The following is a 15,477-nucleotide window of genomic DNA, read 5'->3' as shown; positions in this document are numbered from 1 at the left end:
ATATGATGCTCAAAATTGAACATCAACGATTATCGAGTCGGTATAAGTGCCAGCTGGTGGGGTGTTTTTTTGTACAAGAAAGATTTGTGGTATTGCCCTAAATCACTTGGAACTTCAGGCTGGAAATGTTGCTGTGCATGATCTAGAAAAAAGACTATGGACATTTGTAAAATGAGGGCTATATGTTCTATGTTACCGCTTATGTTTACAACATATCGCTAAAAAAAACGCCCCTTTCGGAGCGCTTTCTTATTTGAGCAGATTATTCCCAGTCAAGGATAACTTTGCCAGACATGCCTGAACGCATGACATCGAAGCCTTCTTGGAAGTCATCAATCTTGTAGTGATGCGTAATAATTGGTGATAGATCCAAACCAGATTGAATCAGTGAAGCCATCTTGTACCATGTTTCGAACATTTCGCGACCATAGATGCCTTTGATAACTAGGCCTTTGAAGATCACTTGGTTCCAATCAATGCCCATATCTGATGGTGGAATACCGAGTAATGCAATACGACCACCGTGGTTCATTGTGGTTAGCATTGAGTTGAATGCCGCTGGGTTACCAGACATTTCTAGGCCTACGTCAAAGCCTTCTGTCATGCCTAGTTCAGCCATTACATCTTCAAGCTTCTCTTCAGCAACATTTACTGCGCGTGTTACACCCATTTTACGAGCTAGCTCTAAACGGTACTCGTTTACGTCTGTGATAACCACATGACGAGCGCCGACGTGTTTCGCAACTGCGGCGGCCATGATGCCGATTGGGCCAGCACCAGTGATGAGCACGTCTTCACCGACTAGATCGAAAGAAAGCGCAGTGTGTACCGCGTTACCGAACGGGTCGAAGATCGATGCTAGATCGTCAGAAATCTCGTCAGGGATCTTAAACGCGTTAAATGCAGGAATCACTAGGTATTCTGCAAATGCGCCTTCACGGTTTACACCCACACCGATCGTGTTGCGACACAAGTGAGTACGACCGCCACGACAGTTACGGCAGTGACCACAAGTTATGTGACCTTCACCAGATACGCGGTCACCAATTTCAAAGCCACGAACTTCCTGACCAATCGCAACCACTTCACCCACGTATTCGTGACCGACAACCATAGGAACTGGAATTGTCTTTTGTGACCATTCGTCCCAGTTGTAGATGTGTACGTCTGTACCACAGATAGCGGTTTTCTTAATTTTGATCAGAATATCGTTATGGCCAACTTCAGGTTTATCAACCTCAGTCATCCAGATGCCTTCTTCAGGCTTTAGCTTTGATAATGCTTTAATTTTCATAATGTAACCTTAATTAAAGGCCCTATTATCTAGGACCTAGAGTCTTAAATAAGACCCATGTCCTTACCAACTTCGATGAACGCATCAATTGCACGATCTAGCTGCTCACGAGAATGCGCTGCTGACATTTGAGTACGGATACGCGCTTGGCCTTTTGGTACCACAGGGAATGAGAAGCCGATTACGTAGATGCCTTTCTCTAGTGCTCGCTCAGCAAATTCTGCTGCCACTTTCGCATCACCTAGCATGATTGGAATGATCGCATGGTCAGCGCCGCCCATTGTGAAACCAGCAGCTTCCATACGTGCGCGGAAGTGTGCTGCGTTTTCCCATAGACGGTCACGTAGGTCACCGCTCTCTTCTAGTAGATCTAGAACTCGGATAGAAGCGCTTACGATTGCTGGTGCAACAGAGTTAGAGAATAGGTATGGACGAGAACGCTGACGTAGCCAGTCAATCACTTCCGCTTTACCAGACGTGTAACCGCCTGAAGCGCCACCCATTGCTTTACCTAGCGTACCTGTAATGATGTCGATACGGTCAACCACGTTGTGGTATTCGTGCGTACCTGCACCCGTTTTACCCATGAAGCCAACCGCGTGAGAGTCATCAACCATGGTCAGTGCGCCGTATTTTTCAGCTAGGTCACAAATAGCCGGAAGGTTCGCCACTACGCCATCCATTGAGAACACACCGTCAGTAACGATAAGAATGTGGCGTGCGCCTGCTTCTTTCGCAGCAATCAGTTGTTGCTCTAGCTCTTCCATGTTGTTGTTTGAGTAACGGAAGCGCATTGCTTTACATAGACGAACACCGTCGATGATTGACGCGTGGTTTAGTGCGTCTGAAATAATTGCGTCTTCTTTACCGAGAATGGTTTCAAACAGACCTGCGTTTGCATCGAAGCAAGAGGTGTAAAGAATCGTATCTTCTTTACCTAGGAACTTAGACAACTTCCGCTCAAGCTCTTTGTGGATGTCTTGAGTACCACAGATGAAACGTACTGAAGCCATACCAAAGCCGTGTTCGTCCATACCCGCTTTACCCGCTTCAATTAGCGCAGGATGGTTAGCAAGACCAAGGTAGTTGTTTGCACAGAAGTTTAATACTTCTTCACCGGTAGAGATTTTAACAGCCGCTTGCTGCTGAGACGTGATTACGCGCTCTGATTTGTAAAGACCTTCAGCCTTCACTTCTTCAATTTGCTGCTGAATCTGTTGGTAGAATGCAGAAGACATTTGAAATTCCTTCCTGGTTATTTTGGCGAGTATTTACTCGTTTAGAATTAGGTTGAGCCTTTATGTGACGGGCATCACGGGCTATCGCTCATCAATTAATTGTAGTGTAATTCAAGGAAGGAAGAAGGATTATCCCTTAAGGTGGAAAAGCATTAATGAATTCAAGGCACGAATTCAATTAATGCTTTCCTATAATATTGTAATAAAAGGAGTTATCGCCCAGTTGGTTGTTTAAGTAGTGCTTCAAAGTCTTTGGCTGGTAACGGGCGGCTATAGTGGAAACCTTGCCCGAACTCACAGTTTAAGTCTTTTAGATAATCGACATGACGCTGTTCTTCAATGCCTTCAGCAACAATCTTAAGGTTCAGCGCTTTCGCCATTGCAATGATCACGTTGACGAGCTCACGATCGGAGTCGTTTTCGAACATATTTTGCATAAAGCTGCGATCAATCTTAAGGCGATCGAACGGAAATTTCTGTAAGTAACTCAACGCAGAATAGCCCGTACCAAAGTCATCGATGGTAAGCTTAGTGCCTAACGCTCTTAAGTTATTGAGCATGTCTAATAGCTCTGAGTCGTGGTTAAAGAGAAGGCTCTCTGTCACCTCAATATCGAACTTATCTGATGGAAGACCAGATTCCTCAAGGCTTTTCTTAATAAACGCAAGTAAGCGATCACAATACCTAAATTGAACACTGGAGAAATTCACAGAAACAAACAGCGGCGTCAGACTTTGCCATTGCGCCGCTTGGCGGCACGCTTGCTGGATAGCGAATTCACCAATTTGATGAATCAAGCCATTTTTCTCAGCAATAGAGATAAACTCTTCAGGATTTACGAATCCGTACTTCTCATCATTCCAACGCATTAACGCTTCTGCGCCAACAATTTTATTACTGCTCAGCTCAATAATAGGTTGATAATACAACTCTAGTAATTGGCTGGAGATGGCATTTCTTAGTCGATTTTCCAAATCCAAATAGCGTTGCAAGTCTTGGTTCATATTGTGGTTATAAAAGCAGAAGGCATCGCGTCCATCTTGCTTCACGCGATACATCGCCATGTCAGCACAGGCGAGGAGCTGCTCGGCATTATCTCCATCATCCGGAAATACAGACATTCCGACGCTGCTACTCAAGAAGAATTCATGGTTGTTCCATACAAATGGATCGTTAAACGCCGAAAGCACGCTTGAAGCAACGCGCTTCGCGGTGTCATTATCAGGCAAGTCAGGAATCACTAATAAAAACTCATCCCCACCAATTCTCGCCAATAAGTCTGTTTTTCTCGCGACTTGATGCAGTCGTTGAGCACTAAGTTTAAGGATCTCGTCGCCAACAAAGTGACCCATTGAATCGTTAATCTGCTTAAAGTGGTCTAAATCAATAAACATGACCAATACTTTTGAACCACTACGTGACGCTCTAATCAACTCCAAAGCCAGTCTCTCAGAACCGTAGCTGCGATTAGGCAAGTTAGTCAACGTATCGTATTTAGCTTGGAAGGCGAGTTCTTTTTCAGACGCTTTTCGGCGTTCAATTTCGTTAGTTAGTTTTTGGTTCTGTTGAGAAAGAATGTCTTTTCGCTTTTTCTCTTCTTCAAGTTTAATTTTCAATTCAATTCTATTATTGTTTGTAATGAACGCATAACACAGAGCAATAACAACCATAACAGCAAGAATACTCAAACCGAGAATGAAGATCCGTGATGTGAAAATATCTCGCTCACTCAAAGGCTCAAACCAAGCCATAAGTTTGAAGTGATGTTTTTCAACAGGCACTTCAAAATATATCTTTCCATCAACGGCTTCAGATATTAAATAATTCTCATCTTTATTATGAGAAGACGTTTTATTTATTGTATCCCATACGACCATCTCAACGTCTTTTATTTTGAGCACCATCCGGCTATAACTGTCTTCGTGCTCTTGATTAGTGAGCTGATCAATAACAATGTTTTTATTGAGATCTGCAATTAGAAAGGCAACTGGCTTTCCAGAAAACTTAACTTGCTTGATGACTTGAATACGCACGTCGTCGTTATATCGAGTTGCACAAACCTCTTCGGGATGCCCATGTTGAGTCATTAAGGTTTGGATATCCATCTTATGCTCTATGTTGTCTTCAGAGCCCGTCGTGACAATCGTTGTGCCATCACTGCCTACCAGTGTGAGCTTTTTATAGATTTGGCTGCTATTAATTAACTTACCATCTATCTTTTCATCGAAACGACGCTTCAAGTTAATTAAACTCGCTCCTAATCCGTACTCCATTGACATGCCAGAGGCTAAATTAGCAAAGAATGTTTGTACTGTTTTATCTGTAGATAAATTATCAACATCCTCACTGGCAATGGTAAATAAATTATCGAGTGTGCTTGCGTAGCTTTTTACTTTTAAACCGAGTTCCCTATGTTGGGATTCTTTTAATTTATTTTGCCCCAAACTTGTCACAACAATAAGCATAGCTAAATAAATAGAGACTAATATTGCGCTTATTGCAATAAATTTTTTACTGGATATTTTTTTAACGGCCTTTTTCATCGGGTTTTCTTACTATCTTCTATGAAGTAATCGTTATAAAAGTAGTAAATAGATGGATAGTATTTTTTTACTAATTTTTCGTAGGTTCCATCTTTCTTTATTGAATCTAAATAACGATCAAATGCTTTGCGTAATTCCGGCGAGTTTTTCCGGAATGCAACAGCCATTTTCTGATTTTCGGATACTGGACCAATGACTTTTATTTCACCTGGCCATTTTTCTAATGCAATTAACGTATCGGCGACGTCTAGTAATGTGCTTTCCGCATCATTTTTCATTATCGCTGGCACCATCTCATTAAGAAGACGAGCCCCATCAGGCAGTATGACTTTTGCGCCTGTGTCATATAAGTCATAAAGGTTAGGGTCCAAACAAGAGTGCTCCAACGCCAACACTTCGCGACCATGAATAAGCTGCTTGACGGTTTTTACATCTTCATCAACCGACCCACTTGGTTTAATCGGACTCAGCGTGGAATCTGTTCTGGAAACTAACCAAACGCCCGACGGGAAGTAATCTTGTGAAAAGTCTAAAACTTCAGAGCGCCAGTCAAGAATGGTAACGCCATTTGCGATCAAGTCACCCTCGATTGGAACACTTTCTCCCACGACGGCTTGCTTATTATGGTATTGAACATCTTGGCCCGTCAGCTTACCGACCATATCGCTCCACTGAGCTGGAACATATTGGTACTTAACGCCCAACGACTTGGCAAAGCCTTTTACTATCTCTACATCTAAGCCAGTCAAGGTTTCCACTTCACCTTGTTCAATATAAGAAACGAAGTTAGCGTACGGCACACCAATATGGCGCAACACTCCGCGATCACGGATCTGTTGTAAGTCGTCTGACCAAGCGGAAGAGGACATAACAGAGGCCGCCATAAGCGCCATCGCCGCTAAAGTTCTTTTGAATGTTTTGACTGACATAATAATATCCTTACCTTTCACAAAGCGCCCAATCATGGGCGCTTGAGTGATAAACAACGATGTTAGAACGACGAGTAATACAAATTCGTCATCGCCACCACGAGCCCTTCAACATCCTGCTCGTCATGGAACAAGTGCGTGGAGATACGGAGTGCGTAAGTATCAAAGTCATCATCTTTATGCAGCTTAAAGCTGGTTGTTCGAATGATGTAGCCATATTCTTCACGCAGACGATCTCTGAATTCAGTCAATATGTCTTCATTCGTCACATCAGAGAATGGGTTAACTGTGGTTAAGCCACTCGTTAAACCTTCCACGTTTGGTGAGTACATTTGGGCTTGTGGCAAGTACTCTTGAAGTAAGGTTTTACACAAACTACCAAGACTTAGAACACGTTCCTCAATGCGGTCACGGCCAATCTCATCCCACATTTTACAGCTATCAACTAACGCTTGTTTAGCAGGATAGTTGTCGTTCCCGATGTACTGCATCTGTAACTGCTTGCCTAAGTAATCCGCATGAGAAAGTGAAGAGTTGATCAACCACAACGGGTTATCACGATCACTCCAATACTCATTCAAGCGATTGGCGTTATCACGTACGTACAAAATACCGGTTGCGCCAGGACCACACTGCCATTTGTGGCCAGAACCTGCATAGAAATCACAATCCATATCATGGAAATCGAGGTCAAACATACCGACAGTATGCGCTCCATCTACAAGCGTAGGCACACCATATTCTCTCGCTAAAGCACAAATGGCTTTGGCTGGTAACGCCGTTCCCGTTTTATAGGTGATATGAGAGAACATGATGAGGCGAACGTTTTGATGCGCATCAAGCGCGTCGCGGAAAGCTTGGATGTAATCTTGTTCAGAAACGTCTTCAGTACCGGTAAATACTGGTAGTTGAATTTCAACAACATCGACGCCAAAACGATGTTTTGCGACGTTCATCGGTGATGTTGCAGCCATATGCTCATGGTGCGTCGTTAGAATCACATCGCCTGGTTCAAAGTGTAAGCCGTTAATGATCGAACATAGACCATCAGTAGTATTGCGGCTGAGAATGATTTCTTCTGGGTTAGCACCAAAGCCAGGCGCTACTTCTTGAACCATCTCAGAGACATAAGGCCAAGAGCCAAATTTGCCCTTCATATCCCAAGGATACTTAGCCACCAACTTGTTGTTATGCTCATAATCTTGAAGAACTTGTCTTGGCATAGAACCCGTTGTGCCAATGTTCATGTAAGTCGTACGTTTATCCAAAACGAACTGTCGTTGCACTTTACGCCAAAAGCGCTTATCGTGTTTTCTACCTAGCCCGCGGCTGCTCCAATCAATTTTCTGTTCTCGTGCTTGAACTGCGCCCGAGAAAGCGGAAGCACTCACACCAGCAACAACAGCTCCTGTTGCGCCTTTCAGAAAATTACGGCGGCTGCTATTAGTCTGAATAGATTCCTTGTCTTTCATCTTTTCAATCCTTGTCGGAAATTAGCCATATTATTAATTTTAAGTGCGTAACTATCTGTTACTAAAACATTATTACCCATTAAAACCAGAGTTTAATTTTCTCCTCTGCCATTAAGTGACTTTAGTTCCAATTTTTTATCTTATTTGATGATATAAGCAACAGTTTGACCACAAACCTATAAACAACCATATTCACATTAAAATATTCATTAAATTGATTATTTTTTATAGAAGACAATTCCGACAACTTCTTTATAAAACAATTATTAGCTTTGTTATAAAGTCATTAAAAATTTAACTTTGCGTTAATTTAAAAATATTCAGGCTATTTTTTGATTGACGTCTATTCTTTTTATATCTGAACAAACTCAATATGTTAAGTCTTAATAAAGGAGAGCTGGTTTCGCAGATAGATACCAGTTGAAGACCATAGAGTGAGACACATCACTCTCTAACATAAACCCACCGCTCAACAGACATAAGGAAGAGAAGTTTTCACTAATATGTGCTTGAGCGTACAACCAAAAAGAAGGAAGTCCCATGTTAAAAGGATTGCTATGCATTTCAGTTGCTGCCACTCTCGTAGCCGCTCCTAACGTACTTGCGCAGACTGTCGCGATGACCGATCTCAACAGCAAGAAGAGCGCTGGCACCATTGAGATTTCACAAAGTGACTATGGCGTGGTATTTATGCCTCAGTTATCAGGTTTGTCATCAGGGGTGCACGGTTTCCATGTTCACACTAATCCATCGTGCGATAGCGCGGAGAAGAATGGCAAAACCGTCCTTGGCGGTGCAGCAGGTGGTCACTATGACCCCATCAACACAGGGAAACATGGCTACCCTTGGACCGATGACAATCATTTAGGCGACCTGCCTCCACTCTACGTGGACATGGATGGTAATGCTAATCAGCCCGTTGTCGCGCCTCGCCTAAAATTATCAGATTTAAAAGGCCGAGCATTAATGATTCATGCTGGTGGTGACAATCATTCCGACCATCCTGCTAAATTAGGCGGCGGCGGTGCGCGCGTTGTATGTGGCGTTATTAAGTAGTCATTCGATAAGCCAAATTCGCGCTTCTCCTCAAGCAGCGAGAAGTGCGAATTTTTGTTGATACTCAGTGTCCGTCTCGCACGTCTCTAAGTAGCTGTGGTGCAACATTAAAATTGACTGCACTATCTTTGTACCAATTCCTAATGCGCCCCCGACGGCATCTTTATCAATTCGATTGACAAAAGTGAACAGGATTCGCGACTTATCCTCACTCAAATGCGCTTGGCAATGCACTTCCGAGCCGACTGGGCTGTGGCGCAACGCATTTTCAAGCAGGTTCAATACCAACCGCTCTAAGAGTCCTTTGTCACCCACAGTTTGGATCTTGTTATCCATATCCACTTTCAACACCACTTCTTTACGAGAAAACTGGCTCTGCATCGTCTCGGCACATTCTCCCATCAATGCGCCAAGATCTATGGGGCGGTATTCGTAGTTTGGCATTGGTTCCTCTTTACGCGCGGCGTCTAATAAAGAATGCAATTGAGTTGAGAGCTTCTCACAATTTCGGAACGCGACATCAATCAGCGGATCGGATTCCGGATGCTGCAAACGCCACGTTTCCAGATAGCCAAGCACGCTCGATAACGGCGTTTTTAAGTCATGACTGAGCTGCAATAAGCTTTGACGGCGATGAGAAGACTGATACTCCAACTGTAAAAACTGCTGCTGAATGTGCTTCGCCATCATCTGATAAGAGTGCGCAATCGGCACGAGCTCCGGCACTTGGTAAGTAAAGTCAGGTTGCAGGTGAAAATCATGTTCGGCTTGCTGTTGAAGTTGCTTGGTCACACGCTCAATCGGGTTCAATAGGCTACGTTTGACCAGCACATAAGCCCCGAGAGCAAAGCCTAAAATGGACACTAAGACCAATCCTGCCAGCGCGATGTAAGGGGTATCGACTTGCGCATTGGCAATGGCGTCATGTCGGGTACTGCCAATCACCACATAGAGATAACCGACCGTAGAGCCTAATTCCTCTATCGCCGCAACAGAAAACACTTTGTGTTCACCGCGATTACGAGGATCTTCGCCTAAGATGGGAAGCGGTTCGTTGTTTAAGAATTGCTGAATGGGGTTCAGATCCACCGTGTCCATAAGCTTTGCACCATCTGGCGCAGCATGGGTGGTGATATTGCCTTGGCTATCGAGGAAATAGATTTCAAAATCAGGGCCGATCAGCATAAGGGTATGAAAGATCGACTTGAGCGCTTTAGGGTTGTAATCCGTACCAATCATCAGCGGATTATCATCGCGCATGTGGCTGGCTAGCTCTTTGTGCAGGCTTTGCTTAGTCCGTAACTCAATGGTTTCTTTTTGCCAATTGTAAGTCAGTGCAATCACCACCGCCGCGAGGCAAAACCACAAGCTGGTAAATACTACCAAGCGAGATTTGAAGCTCATCCTATCGCCTCCTTAAACAGCGGTGTTTTTGAAACACCCGTGATGATTGAAAAATGACGGTGAAAACAACTGCCGACTTACTGTCTTGGCTTGATGTTTTGACTTGCTTTTTTGCATTAGTGTCTTGGTTGAAACTTATACCCAACGCCCCACACGGTTTGGATGAAGTGATGATCTGAATCAGACAAAGACAATTTGCTGCGTAAACGGTTAATGGTGCTACACACCGTGTGGTGATAACCAGAATGACTGGTGTTCCATACGTGATCGAGCAATTCATCTTTACTGTAGACTCTGCCCGGACGAGTCGCGAGAAACTGCAGCAAAGTAAACTCTGTCGCGGTAAGAGTGACATCCTTGTCGTTTAGGGATACTTGGTGCAACTCCGGAATGATTCTTAGCGGACCAAAATCCATCGCTTCGTCGAGGACTTCATTTGCTACTTTGGTCTCTGCGGTTTGACTGACTCGGCGCAGCACGTTTCGCACTCGTGCTTGGAATTCTAATACGCTAAATGGCTTAGTGATGTAGTCATCAACGCCCGCTTCTAAACCGTCAACCTTGTCCATTTCACCGTCTCTGGCTGTCAGCATGAGCACTGGATTCCAATCTTGTTGCTGACGCAAATAATGGCAGATGTCTAGGCCATCGCCGTCTGGTAAACCTCGGTCAAGGATCAATAAATCAAAGGGTTGTTGTTGGTATTGCGTTTTAGCATCGGCGACATTTGTGGCTCGCGACACTTGGTGTCCTTGAAACTTGAGATGCATCTGAACCAGTTCTGCCAAATCATCGTCATCTTCCACCAACAAGATGTTCGCGACTAAATTGATTGCCTGTTGTTCCATGGTCCTTTCCTTGCCTTCGAGTATCCTCACTTTGCAGATGACCGGAACAAATTAGAAATTCTTTCAAAAAAGGTTCCGATGACGCCATGAGGGATAAAGCGCTCGGCTACAAGCGCTTTGGAAAGGAGACGTCATCGGAGCCTGTGTTACTCGACTCGAGTGATGGTGACTTTCGCACCTGGATTCAAGAAACGATGGTTCGCAGAAAGTGCTGAGTTTGCTAATCCATCATCGTGGCTAACAACACCGGCATGGAATGCAACAACGTCACTGCTGTCATTACGAGCGGCATTGAAGCCCTCACCGCCACCTGCTGGGCCCGGAATGGTTGCGGCAAGTTCATCGTTCAGTTCCGTGCCAGAATCCCAAACGTTCATGCTCATTTCATAGCTTTCACCCACTGCGAGCGATTTGAGCGATAGCCCCGTTTCGCCAACAAAGGCATCGTTGGTATTCACGAACATAGACGCCACAGACAAGTAACCGTAACGACTTGGGTCAACCGTGATAGTGACTTCGTCCGATGCACCCGGCAACACCAATCCATTACCCGAAATACCTTGGTAAACACTGTCATTGCTGTTCATCAACTCAATCAGCTCAGCGTTACTACCGCCTTCGGCAAGGTGCTCAAGTTCAACAGATGCGGCTTGTCCAATTTCAAACAATTGGTAGTCACCATTGTGAGTGAGTACAGCGAGCGGAGACATTGGTTGATTCGCAGTCAAGTTCGCCACGTTGACGGTGTAGCGGTACGATTTCACTACGTCGTTATCATCATCGCTTGGACAACCGGCGAGCAAGCTGACTGAAGCTGCTACTAGTAAGATTCTGACTTTCATACATCCCCCTTACTTCACAACGATTGTGATGGTTGCGACTGGGTTTAACCAACGATGGCTGCTGCTGTCTAGGTCACTGATGCCGCCAGTTGGGTCGCTATCACCAAGGTTACCCGGATGCACGTGGACTTTATCGTTAGTTACCGTTGCTTCAACGCCTGTGCCGCCAGTACCAAAGGTAATGAAAGGTGGGTTTGGCATGCTAGACGCAAGTTCATCGTTCGCTTCTGTACCGGCATCGTAACTTCTTAGCGTTGCTCGGTATGTACCCGCTTCCGTTGGAATCTTCCAGCTATCTAGACCGACGAAACCGTCATTGGTTGGCAGCAGCATCGCGCTCAAAGAAAGATAACCGTGGTCGCCACTGTCCAAGGTGAAGGTGGTTGCAACACCCGGATTCAAAATGCCACCAGCAGGATTCTCAACCACCGCACCACCAGCGTTACCAATCACACTAGCAAGACCAGAGATATCACCGCCTTCTGCCATTGCTTCTAGTTCTGGCGTTGCTGCTTGACCCGTTCTGAACATTTGAAGCTCAGAACCATGTGCGGCAACAATAAGAGGCGTAAAGTAGATGCCTTTGGTTGCGTTTGTCACGGTGATTTCCAATTCCGCCGCATTCACTGATGCAGAGCCTAGCGCCATAGCGACTGAAGTCATGACGAGTCCGAGTTGGGTACGTTTTTTCATTGTGATTCCATCCTTTAATGAGGGTTGAACTACCCAAGCCCATGTGTACGGCTTTACTTCTTTGTTTGTAACTTGAGTAGGTTAAGCATTACGTTTCGAACGTTTTGCGTTCTTGCCTCTAAGAATGACGAACAAATCTATCAGCAACTTCATCGAATTCTCATAAAATTCTCACAAGTTCTGTTCGATTTTTTCAGCAGCGATTTTTTACTCTTAATCAGCTATTTACACTTCTCGCTTTCCCCTCCTACAATGCGGTATTCTCAGTTTAAATCACGATTCTCACCATGATTCATAACGTTCTGTCTGCCTACTATGGCGAAATCTACGGCATCGCTTTTTTCAACCACTACTTGAACCATTACGCCCAAAGTGAACAACAAACGCTGTGGCAAACCTTGATTGAAGTGGAAAAGCTCACCGCAGAAAAGCTCAAACCTGTACTGCTGACAAATGGCATGGATATCGAAAGTCGACACCAAGAGATGCTGGATAAAGGCTTGGCAGATGCAACCAAGTGGATTGGTTTGCCATGGCAAGAGTTGGTGGCGACTCTTCTGAAATGGGTAGAACCTTATGAGGTCAAGTATCGAGAGTGGCATGAAGAAGTGAAAGCTTCACAGCAGTATTCAATCGCTGAACGAGAAGCTATCGAGTTGATTGCAGACCACGAAACGGCCATTTATCACTGTTGGCAGCAATACCATACTGGTGAATCTGGCTTGCCTGCACTCAATGCATTTTTGGCAAAATATCGTTAAAGCGAGACGGTGACACTTGAACCTCGTGAAACCGTACCAGACAATATCGTTATTCCGCTGCGCAGAACTGAACAATTATGGTTAATCCAAAACTCATTGCCCTACTTCCTGATCTTGCTTCGTTTATCTTAGTGGTAAACGAGGGCAGTTTTACCGCTGCAGCCAAACAGCTTGGCGTGACGCCATCGGCTTTAAGTAAGTTGATCACACGGTTAGAACAAGCCCTCTCAGTGAAACTGTTCGAGCGAACGACTCGCAAGTTGATCATCACTCAAGCCGGGCAAAAGGTTTACGACCAAAGCATCGCCATGGTGAATGCGGCGCAGCAAGCGGTTGAATTATCGGCTGAAGATCATGCCGAGCCCACGGGTGCACTCACAGTGGCTGCACCCGAAGCGTTTCTTAACTCGGTGCTTCAACCATTTGTGTTGCCATTCCTAGATCGCTACCCAAACATTCAGCTCAAGCTACGTGCTGCTGATGGTGAGATTGATCTTTTTCGCCAAGGTATCGACGTAGCATTTAAGCTCACCGACAAACCCGATGAGAATCTGGTACTCAAAGAGATCAGCAAGACCAACCTTGTTTTGTGTGCCTCTCCAGATTACCTCACCAAACACGGTATGCCTGAACACCCAACCGAGCTTGAGCAGCACGACTGTATTTACCTTGCCGAGAACGACAAAGACAACATCTGGTCATTCTTTAAAGAGGAAGCCTTTCATTCGATTGCAGTAAGTGGACGCTACGCCGTCAACCACTCTCAAATGCGCTTGAACGGCGTTAAGTCTGGTTTGGGAATTGGGATCTTCCACGACTTCGTGATCAAAGACGCGTTAGAGCAAGGAGAAGTTGTGGAGGTTCTGCCGGATTGGATGATCAAGAGTAACTACCACGGGGCTATCGCGATGCAGTATGCACAAACCAAATATATGCCTGCTCGTCTGCGCGTGTTTATCGACTTCGTTAAGGAGCATTTAGTCTCCGAGGACACTAACCATGTTTAATGCCATTCATCACGTTGCGATCATTTGCAGTGATTATCCAAGGTCAAAACGCTTTTACACCGAATTGTTAGGGCTAAAAGTCATTGCTGAAAATTATCGTGAAGCCAGAGACTCGTACAAACTTGACCTTGCTCTGCCTGACGGTAGCCAAGTTGAGCTATTTAGCTTTCCAGACTCGCCAGAAAGACCGAGCTTTCCAGAAGCTCAGGGGTTACGCCACCTTGCTTTTCAAGTGGATGATGTAGAGCATGTTAAAGAATATTTAGAGGCGAGAGAAATTGAGGTAGAGCCCATTCGCGTCGATGAATTTACAGGCAAAGCGTTTACCTTTTTCAAAGATCCTGATGGCTTGCCGCTAGAAGTTTATCAACGCTAACTTTGGTGGGGCACGAGGAACTGGCGTTTCAAATCGTACACTTAGAGCCAAAAAAGTGTAGCTTTCAGAAATGACCAAGCTCAGTTGTGGAAGTATTGGTGTAGTTGGAAGTGAATCATGATGAAAGGTCGAGAAGTGGCTAAAAGGACAAGGTTTGCCTTTATGGCTGACGGCATTGTCACTTTCTTCGATTTGAACCAATTCAAAACCGTTAAGCGTACATAGCGTCGCCCACACACCCATGCTGTTACCATGAGCATTGATAACAGGCATCAGGGTCACTAGCACCCAACTTAGAGCACTAGCAAATAGCATGGAGCGATAAAAAGGAATTAATCTACGCATAACGGTGACTTAACAAATTTAATTCAGCGTAACTAATTCTGAGTGTTAGCTCAAAAACAGGATCAATAAGTGAACGCTACTTCACAGGTTTTCTTCAATAACGCAATTGACAGACACAAAAAAGCCCACCAAAACGGCAGGCTATTTTCATATTCTATTGTCAGCTTTTATCGCGATTAGCCGAACAGCTTACTCCAAATACTTGGGTTACGCTTGTCATGGTATTCTTCACGTAGGCTATCAATTTCACGTAATTGTGCTTTCGCGTCTTGCAGGTTACCAGCGTCTAAGTCTGCTTCAATCTTGTCTAACGTTACCGTTAGTTTATTAAAACCTTCTAAGTAGGTATCGAATTTCTCTGGTGGATAGTTACCGCGCTTAGATTGCTCGACGATTGCTTGCAAGCTATCAATTGCAGACTTCATAGTTTCAACATCCGACGCTTCTGCCGCCTGTTTGAATTCCATCTTCATCTGCTTCATGTTTTGTTTTAAATCAACCGCTTCTGCCATTGCGTATGTTGAGCCAAACGCAATCGCACACCCTAGGACTAAAGGACGTAACATTTTCACTTCTCCATTTATAGTGCCGAATTCTGTGTCGGCTTTATTTACCCAAGTAACCCACGCCATAAAAGGCGACAAACTAGCTTAGTTGAGTATTTCCGGG

General features: G+C 44.7%; 15 protein-coding genes. 4 read left to right on the top strand and 11 right to left on the bottom strand.

The window, feature by feature from the left end:
* Positions 1–262: 262 nt before the first annotated feature.
* The 5 genes from tdh to B7360_RS01240 form a co-directional block, all read right to left on the bottom strand.
* Positions 263–1,294 (bottom strand): L-threonine 3-dehydrogenase, encoded by a 1,032-nt coding sequence (gene tdh / locus B7360_RS01260; protein WP_005394871.1) that lies wholly within the window; start codon positions 1,292–1,294, stop codon positions 263–265.
* A gap of 44 nt (positions 1,295–1,338) precedes the next feature.
* Positions 1,339–2,532, bottom strand: coding sequence for a glycine C-acetyltransferase (locus tag B7360_RS01255; RefSeq protein ID WP_085342560.1), 1,194 nt, complete (start codon positions 2,530–2,532; stop codon positions 1,339–1,341).
* A gap of 212 nt (positions 2,533–2,744) precedes the next feature.
* Complete coding sequence (locus B7360_RS01250) at positions 2,745–5,075, bottom strand: bifunctional diguanylate cyclase/phosphodiesterase (protein ID WP_085342559.1); 2,331 nt, start codon at positions 5,073–5,075, stop codon at positions 2,745–2,747.
* Positions 5,072–6,004: a transporter substrate-binding domain-containing protein gene (locus B7360_RS01245; protein ID WP_005394865.1), complete on the bottom strand. Its 933-nt coding sequence runs from the start codon at positions 6,002–6,004 to the stop codon at positions 5,072–5,074. Before B7360_RS01245 ends, B7360_RS01250 begins: the two co-directional genes overlap by 4 nt.
* Positions 6,005–6,066: 62 nt before the next feature.
* Complete coding sequence (locus B7360_RS01240) at positions 6,067–7,476, bottom strand: aminotransferase class V-fold PLP-dependent enzyme (protein ID WP_085342558.1); 1,410 nt, start codon at positions 7,474–7,476, stop codon at positions 6,067–6,069.
* Positions 7,477–8,016: 540 nt separating this feature from the next.
* Here B7360_RS01240 and B7360_RS01230 point away from each other — a divergent pair.
* The gene (locus B7360_RS01230; RefSeq protein WP_085342556.1) at positions 8,017–8,532 is read left to right on the top strand and encodes a superoxide dismutase family protein; all 516 of its coding nucleotides are present in this window, start codon (positions 8,017–8,019) and stop codon (positions 8,530–8,532) included.
* A gap of 30 nt (positions 8,533–8,562) precedes the next feature.
* On the opposite strand, the gene B7360_RS01225 is transcribed toward B7360_RS01230, so the two are convergent.
* From B7360_RS01225 to B7360_RS01210, 4 genes are all read right to left on the bottom strand, one after another.
* Complete coding sequence (locus B7360_RS01225; protein WP_085342555.1) at positions 8,563–9,936, bottom strand: sensor histidine kinase KdpD; 1,374 nt, start codon at positions 9,934–9,936, stop codon at positions 8,563–8,565.
* A gap of 116 nt (positions 9,937–10,052) precedes the next feature.
* Complete coding sequence (locus B7360_RS01220; protein WP_085342554.1) at positions 10,053–10,784, bottom strand: response regulator transcription factor; 732 nt, start codon at positions 10,782–10,784, stop codon at positions 10,053–10,055.
* Between the two features lie 146 nt (positions 10,785–10,930).
* Positions 10,931–11,626, bottom strand: a complete 696-nt coding sequence (locus tag B7360_RS01215) for a spondin domain-containing protein (protein ID WP_085342553.1) — start codon at positions 11,624–11,626, stop codon at positions 10,931–10,933.
* A gap of 9 nt (positions 11,627–11,635) precedes the next feature.
* Complete coding sequence (locus B7360_RS01210; RefSeq protein WP_085342552.1) at positions 11,636–12,319, bottom strand: spondin domain-containing protein; 684 nt, start codon at positions 12,317–12,319, stop codon at positions 11,636–11,638.
* 287 nt (positions 12,320–12,606) lie between these two features.
* Between B7360_RS01210 and B7360_RS01205 the strand changes: the two genes are divergently transcribed.
* From B7360_RS01205 to B7360_RS01195, 3 genes are all read left to right on the top strand, one after another.
* On the top strand, positions 12,607–13,080 hold the full coding sequence (locus B7360_RS01205) for a hypothetical protein (RefSeq protein WP_074190386.1): 474 nt from the start codon (positions 12,607–12,609) through the stop codon (positions 13,078–13,080).
* A 77-nt stretch (positions 13,081–13,157) separates the two neighbouring features.
* Entirely contained in the window at positions 13,158–14,087 is a 930-nt protein-coding gene (locus B7360_RS01200) for a LysR family transcriptional regulator (protein ID WP_085342551.1), read from the top strand.
* Entirely contained in the window at positions 14,080–14,463 is a 384-nt protein-coding gene (locus B7360_RS01195; RefSeq protein WP_085342550.1) for a VOC family protein, read from the top strand. The genes B7360_RS01200 and B7360_RS01195 overlap by 8 nt, the downstream gene beginning before the upstream one ends.
* On the opposite strand, the gene B7360_RS01190 is transcribed toward B7360_RS01195, so the two are convergent.
* Positions 14,443–14,808, bottom strand: coding sequence for a hypothetical protein (locus B7360_RS01190; RefSeq protein ID WP_080619260.1), 366 nt, complete (start codon positions 14,806–14,808; stop codon positions 14,443–14,445). The genes B7360_RS01195 and B7360_RS01190 overlap by 21 nt on opposite strands.
* Before the next feature lie 176 nt (positions 14,809–14,984).
* Entirely contained in the window at positions 14,985–15,374 is a 390-nt protein-coding gene (locus B7360_RS01185) for a cytochrome b562 (RefSeq protein WP_005394852.1), read from the bottom strand.
* Positions 15,375–15,477 lie beyond the last annotated feature (103 nt).

It is taken from the genome of Vibrio sp. ArtGut-C1 (assembly GCF_002105475.1).
Lineage (GTDB): Bacteria > Pseudomonadota > Gammaproteobacteria > Enterobacterales > Vibrionaceae > Vibrio > Vibrio diabolicus.
The sequence above is the reverse complement of the archived record's forward strand: the minus strand, read 5'-3'. Positions and strand labels throughout refer to the sequence as shown.

Bases quoted from the DNA above. Each gene is read 5' to 3' on its own strand.
- tdh (WP_005394871.1), bottom strand. From the start codon at position 1,294: ATGAAAATTAAAGCATTATCAAAGCTAAAGCCTGAAGAAGGCATCTGG.
- B7360_RS01255 (WP_085342560.1), bottom strand. From the start codon at position 2,532: ATGTCTTCTGCATTCTACCAACAGATTCAGCAGCAAATTGAAGAAGTG.
- B7360_RS01250 (WP_085342559.1), bottom strand. From the start codon at position 5,075: ATGAAAAAGGCCGTTAAAAAAATATCCAGTAAAAAATTTATTGCAATA.
- B7360_RS01245 (WP_005394865.1), bottom strand. From the start codon at position 6,004: ATGTCAGTCAAAACATTCAAAAGAACTTTAGCGGCGATGGCGCTTATG.
- B7360_RS01240 (WP_085342558.1), bottom strand. From the start codon at position 7,476: ATGAAAGACAAGGAATCTATTCAGACTAATAGCAGCCGCCGTAATTTT.
- B7360_RS01230 (WP_085342556.1), top strand. From the start codon at position 8,017: ATGTTAAAAGGATTGCTATGCATTTCAGTTGCTGCCACTCTCGTAGCC.
- B7360_RS01225 (WP_085342555.1), bottom strand. From the start codon at position 9,936: ATGAGCTTCAAATCTCGCTTGGTAGTATTTACCAGCTTGTGGTTTTGC.
- B7360_RS01220 (WP_085342554.1), bottom strand. From the start codon at position 10,784: ATGGAACAACAGGCAATCAATTTAGTCGCGAACATCTTGTTGGTGGAA.
- B7360_RS01215 (WP_085342553.1), bottom strand. From the start codon at position 11,626: ATGAAAGTCAGAATCTTACTAGTAGCAGCTTCAGTCAGCTTGCTCGCC.
- B7360_RS01210 (WP_085342552.1), bottom strand. From the start codon at position 12,319: ATGAAAAAACGTACCCAACTCGGACTCGTCATGACTTCAGTCGCTATG.
- B7360_RS01205 (WP_074190386.1), top strand. From the start codon at position 12,607: ATGATTCATAACGTTCTGTCTGCCTACTATGGCGAAATCTACGGCATC.
- B7360_RS01200 (WP_085342551.1), top strand. From the start codon at position 13,158: ATGGTTAATCCAAAACTCATTGCCCTACTTCCTGATCTTGCTTCGTTT.
- B7360_RS01195 (WP_085342550.1), top strand. From the start codon at position 14,080: ATGTTTAATGCCATTCATCACGTTGCGATCATTTGCAGTGATTATCCA.
- B7360_RS01190 (WP_080619260.1), bottom strand. From the start codon at position 14,808: ATGCGTAGATTAATTCCTTTTTATCGCTCCATGCTATTTGCTAGTGCT.
- B7360_RS01185 (WP_005394852.1), bottom strand. From the start codon at position 15,374: ATGTTACGTCCTTTAGTCCTAGGGTGTGCGATTGCGTTTGGCTCAACA.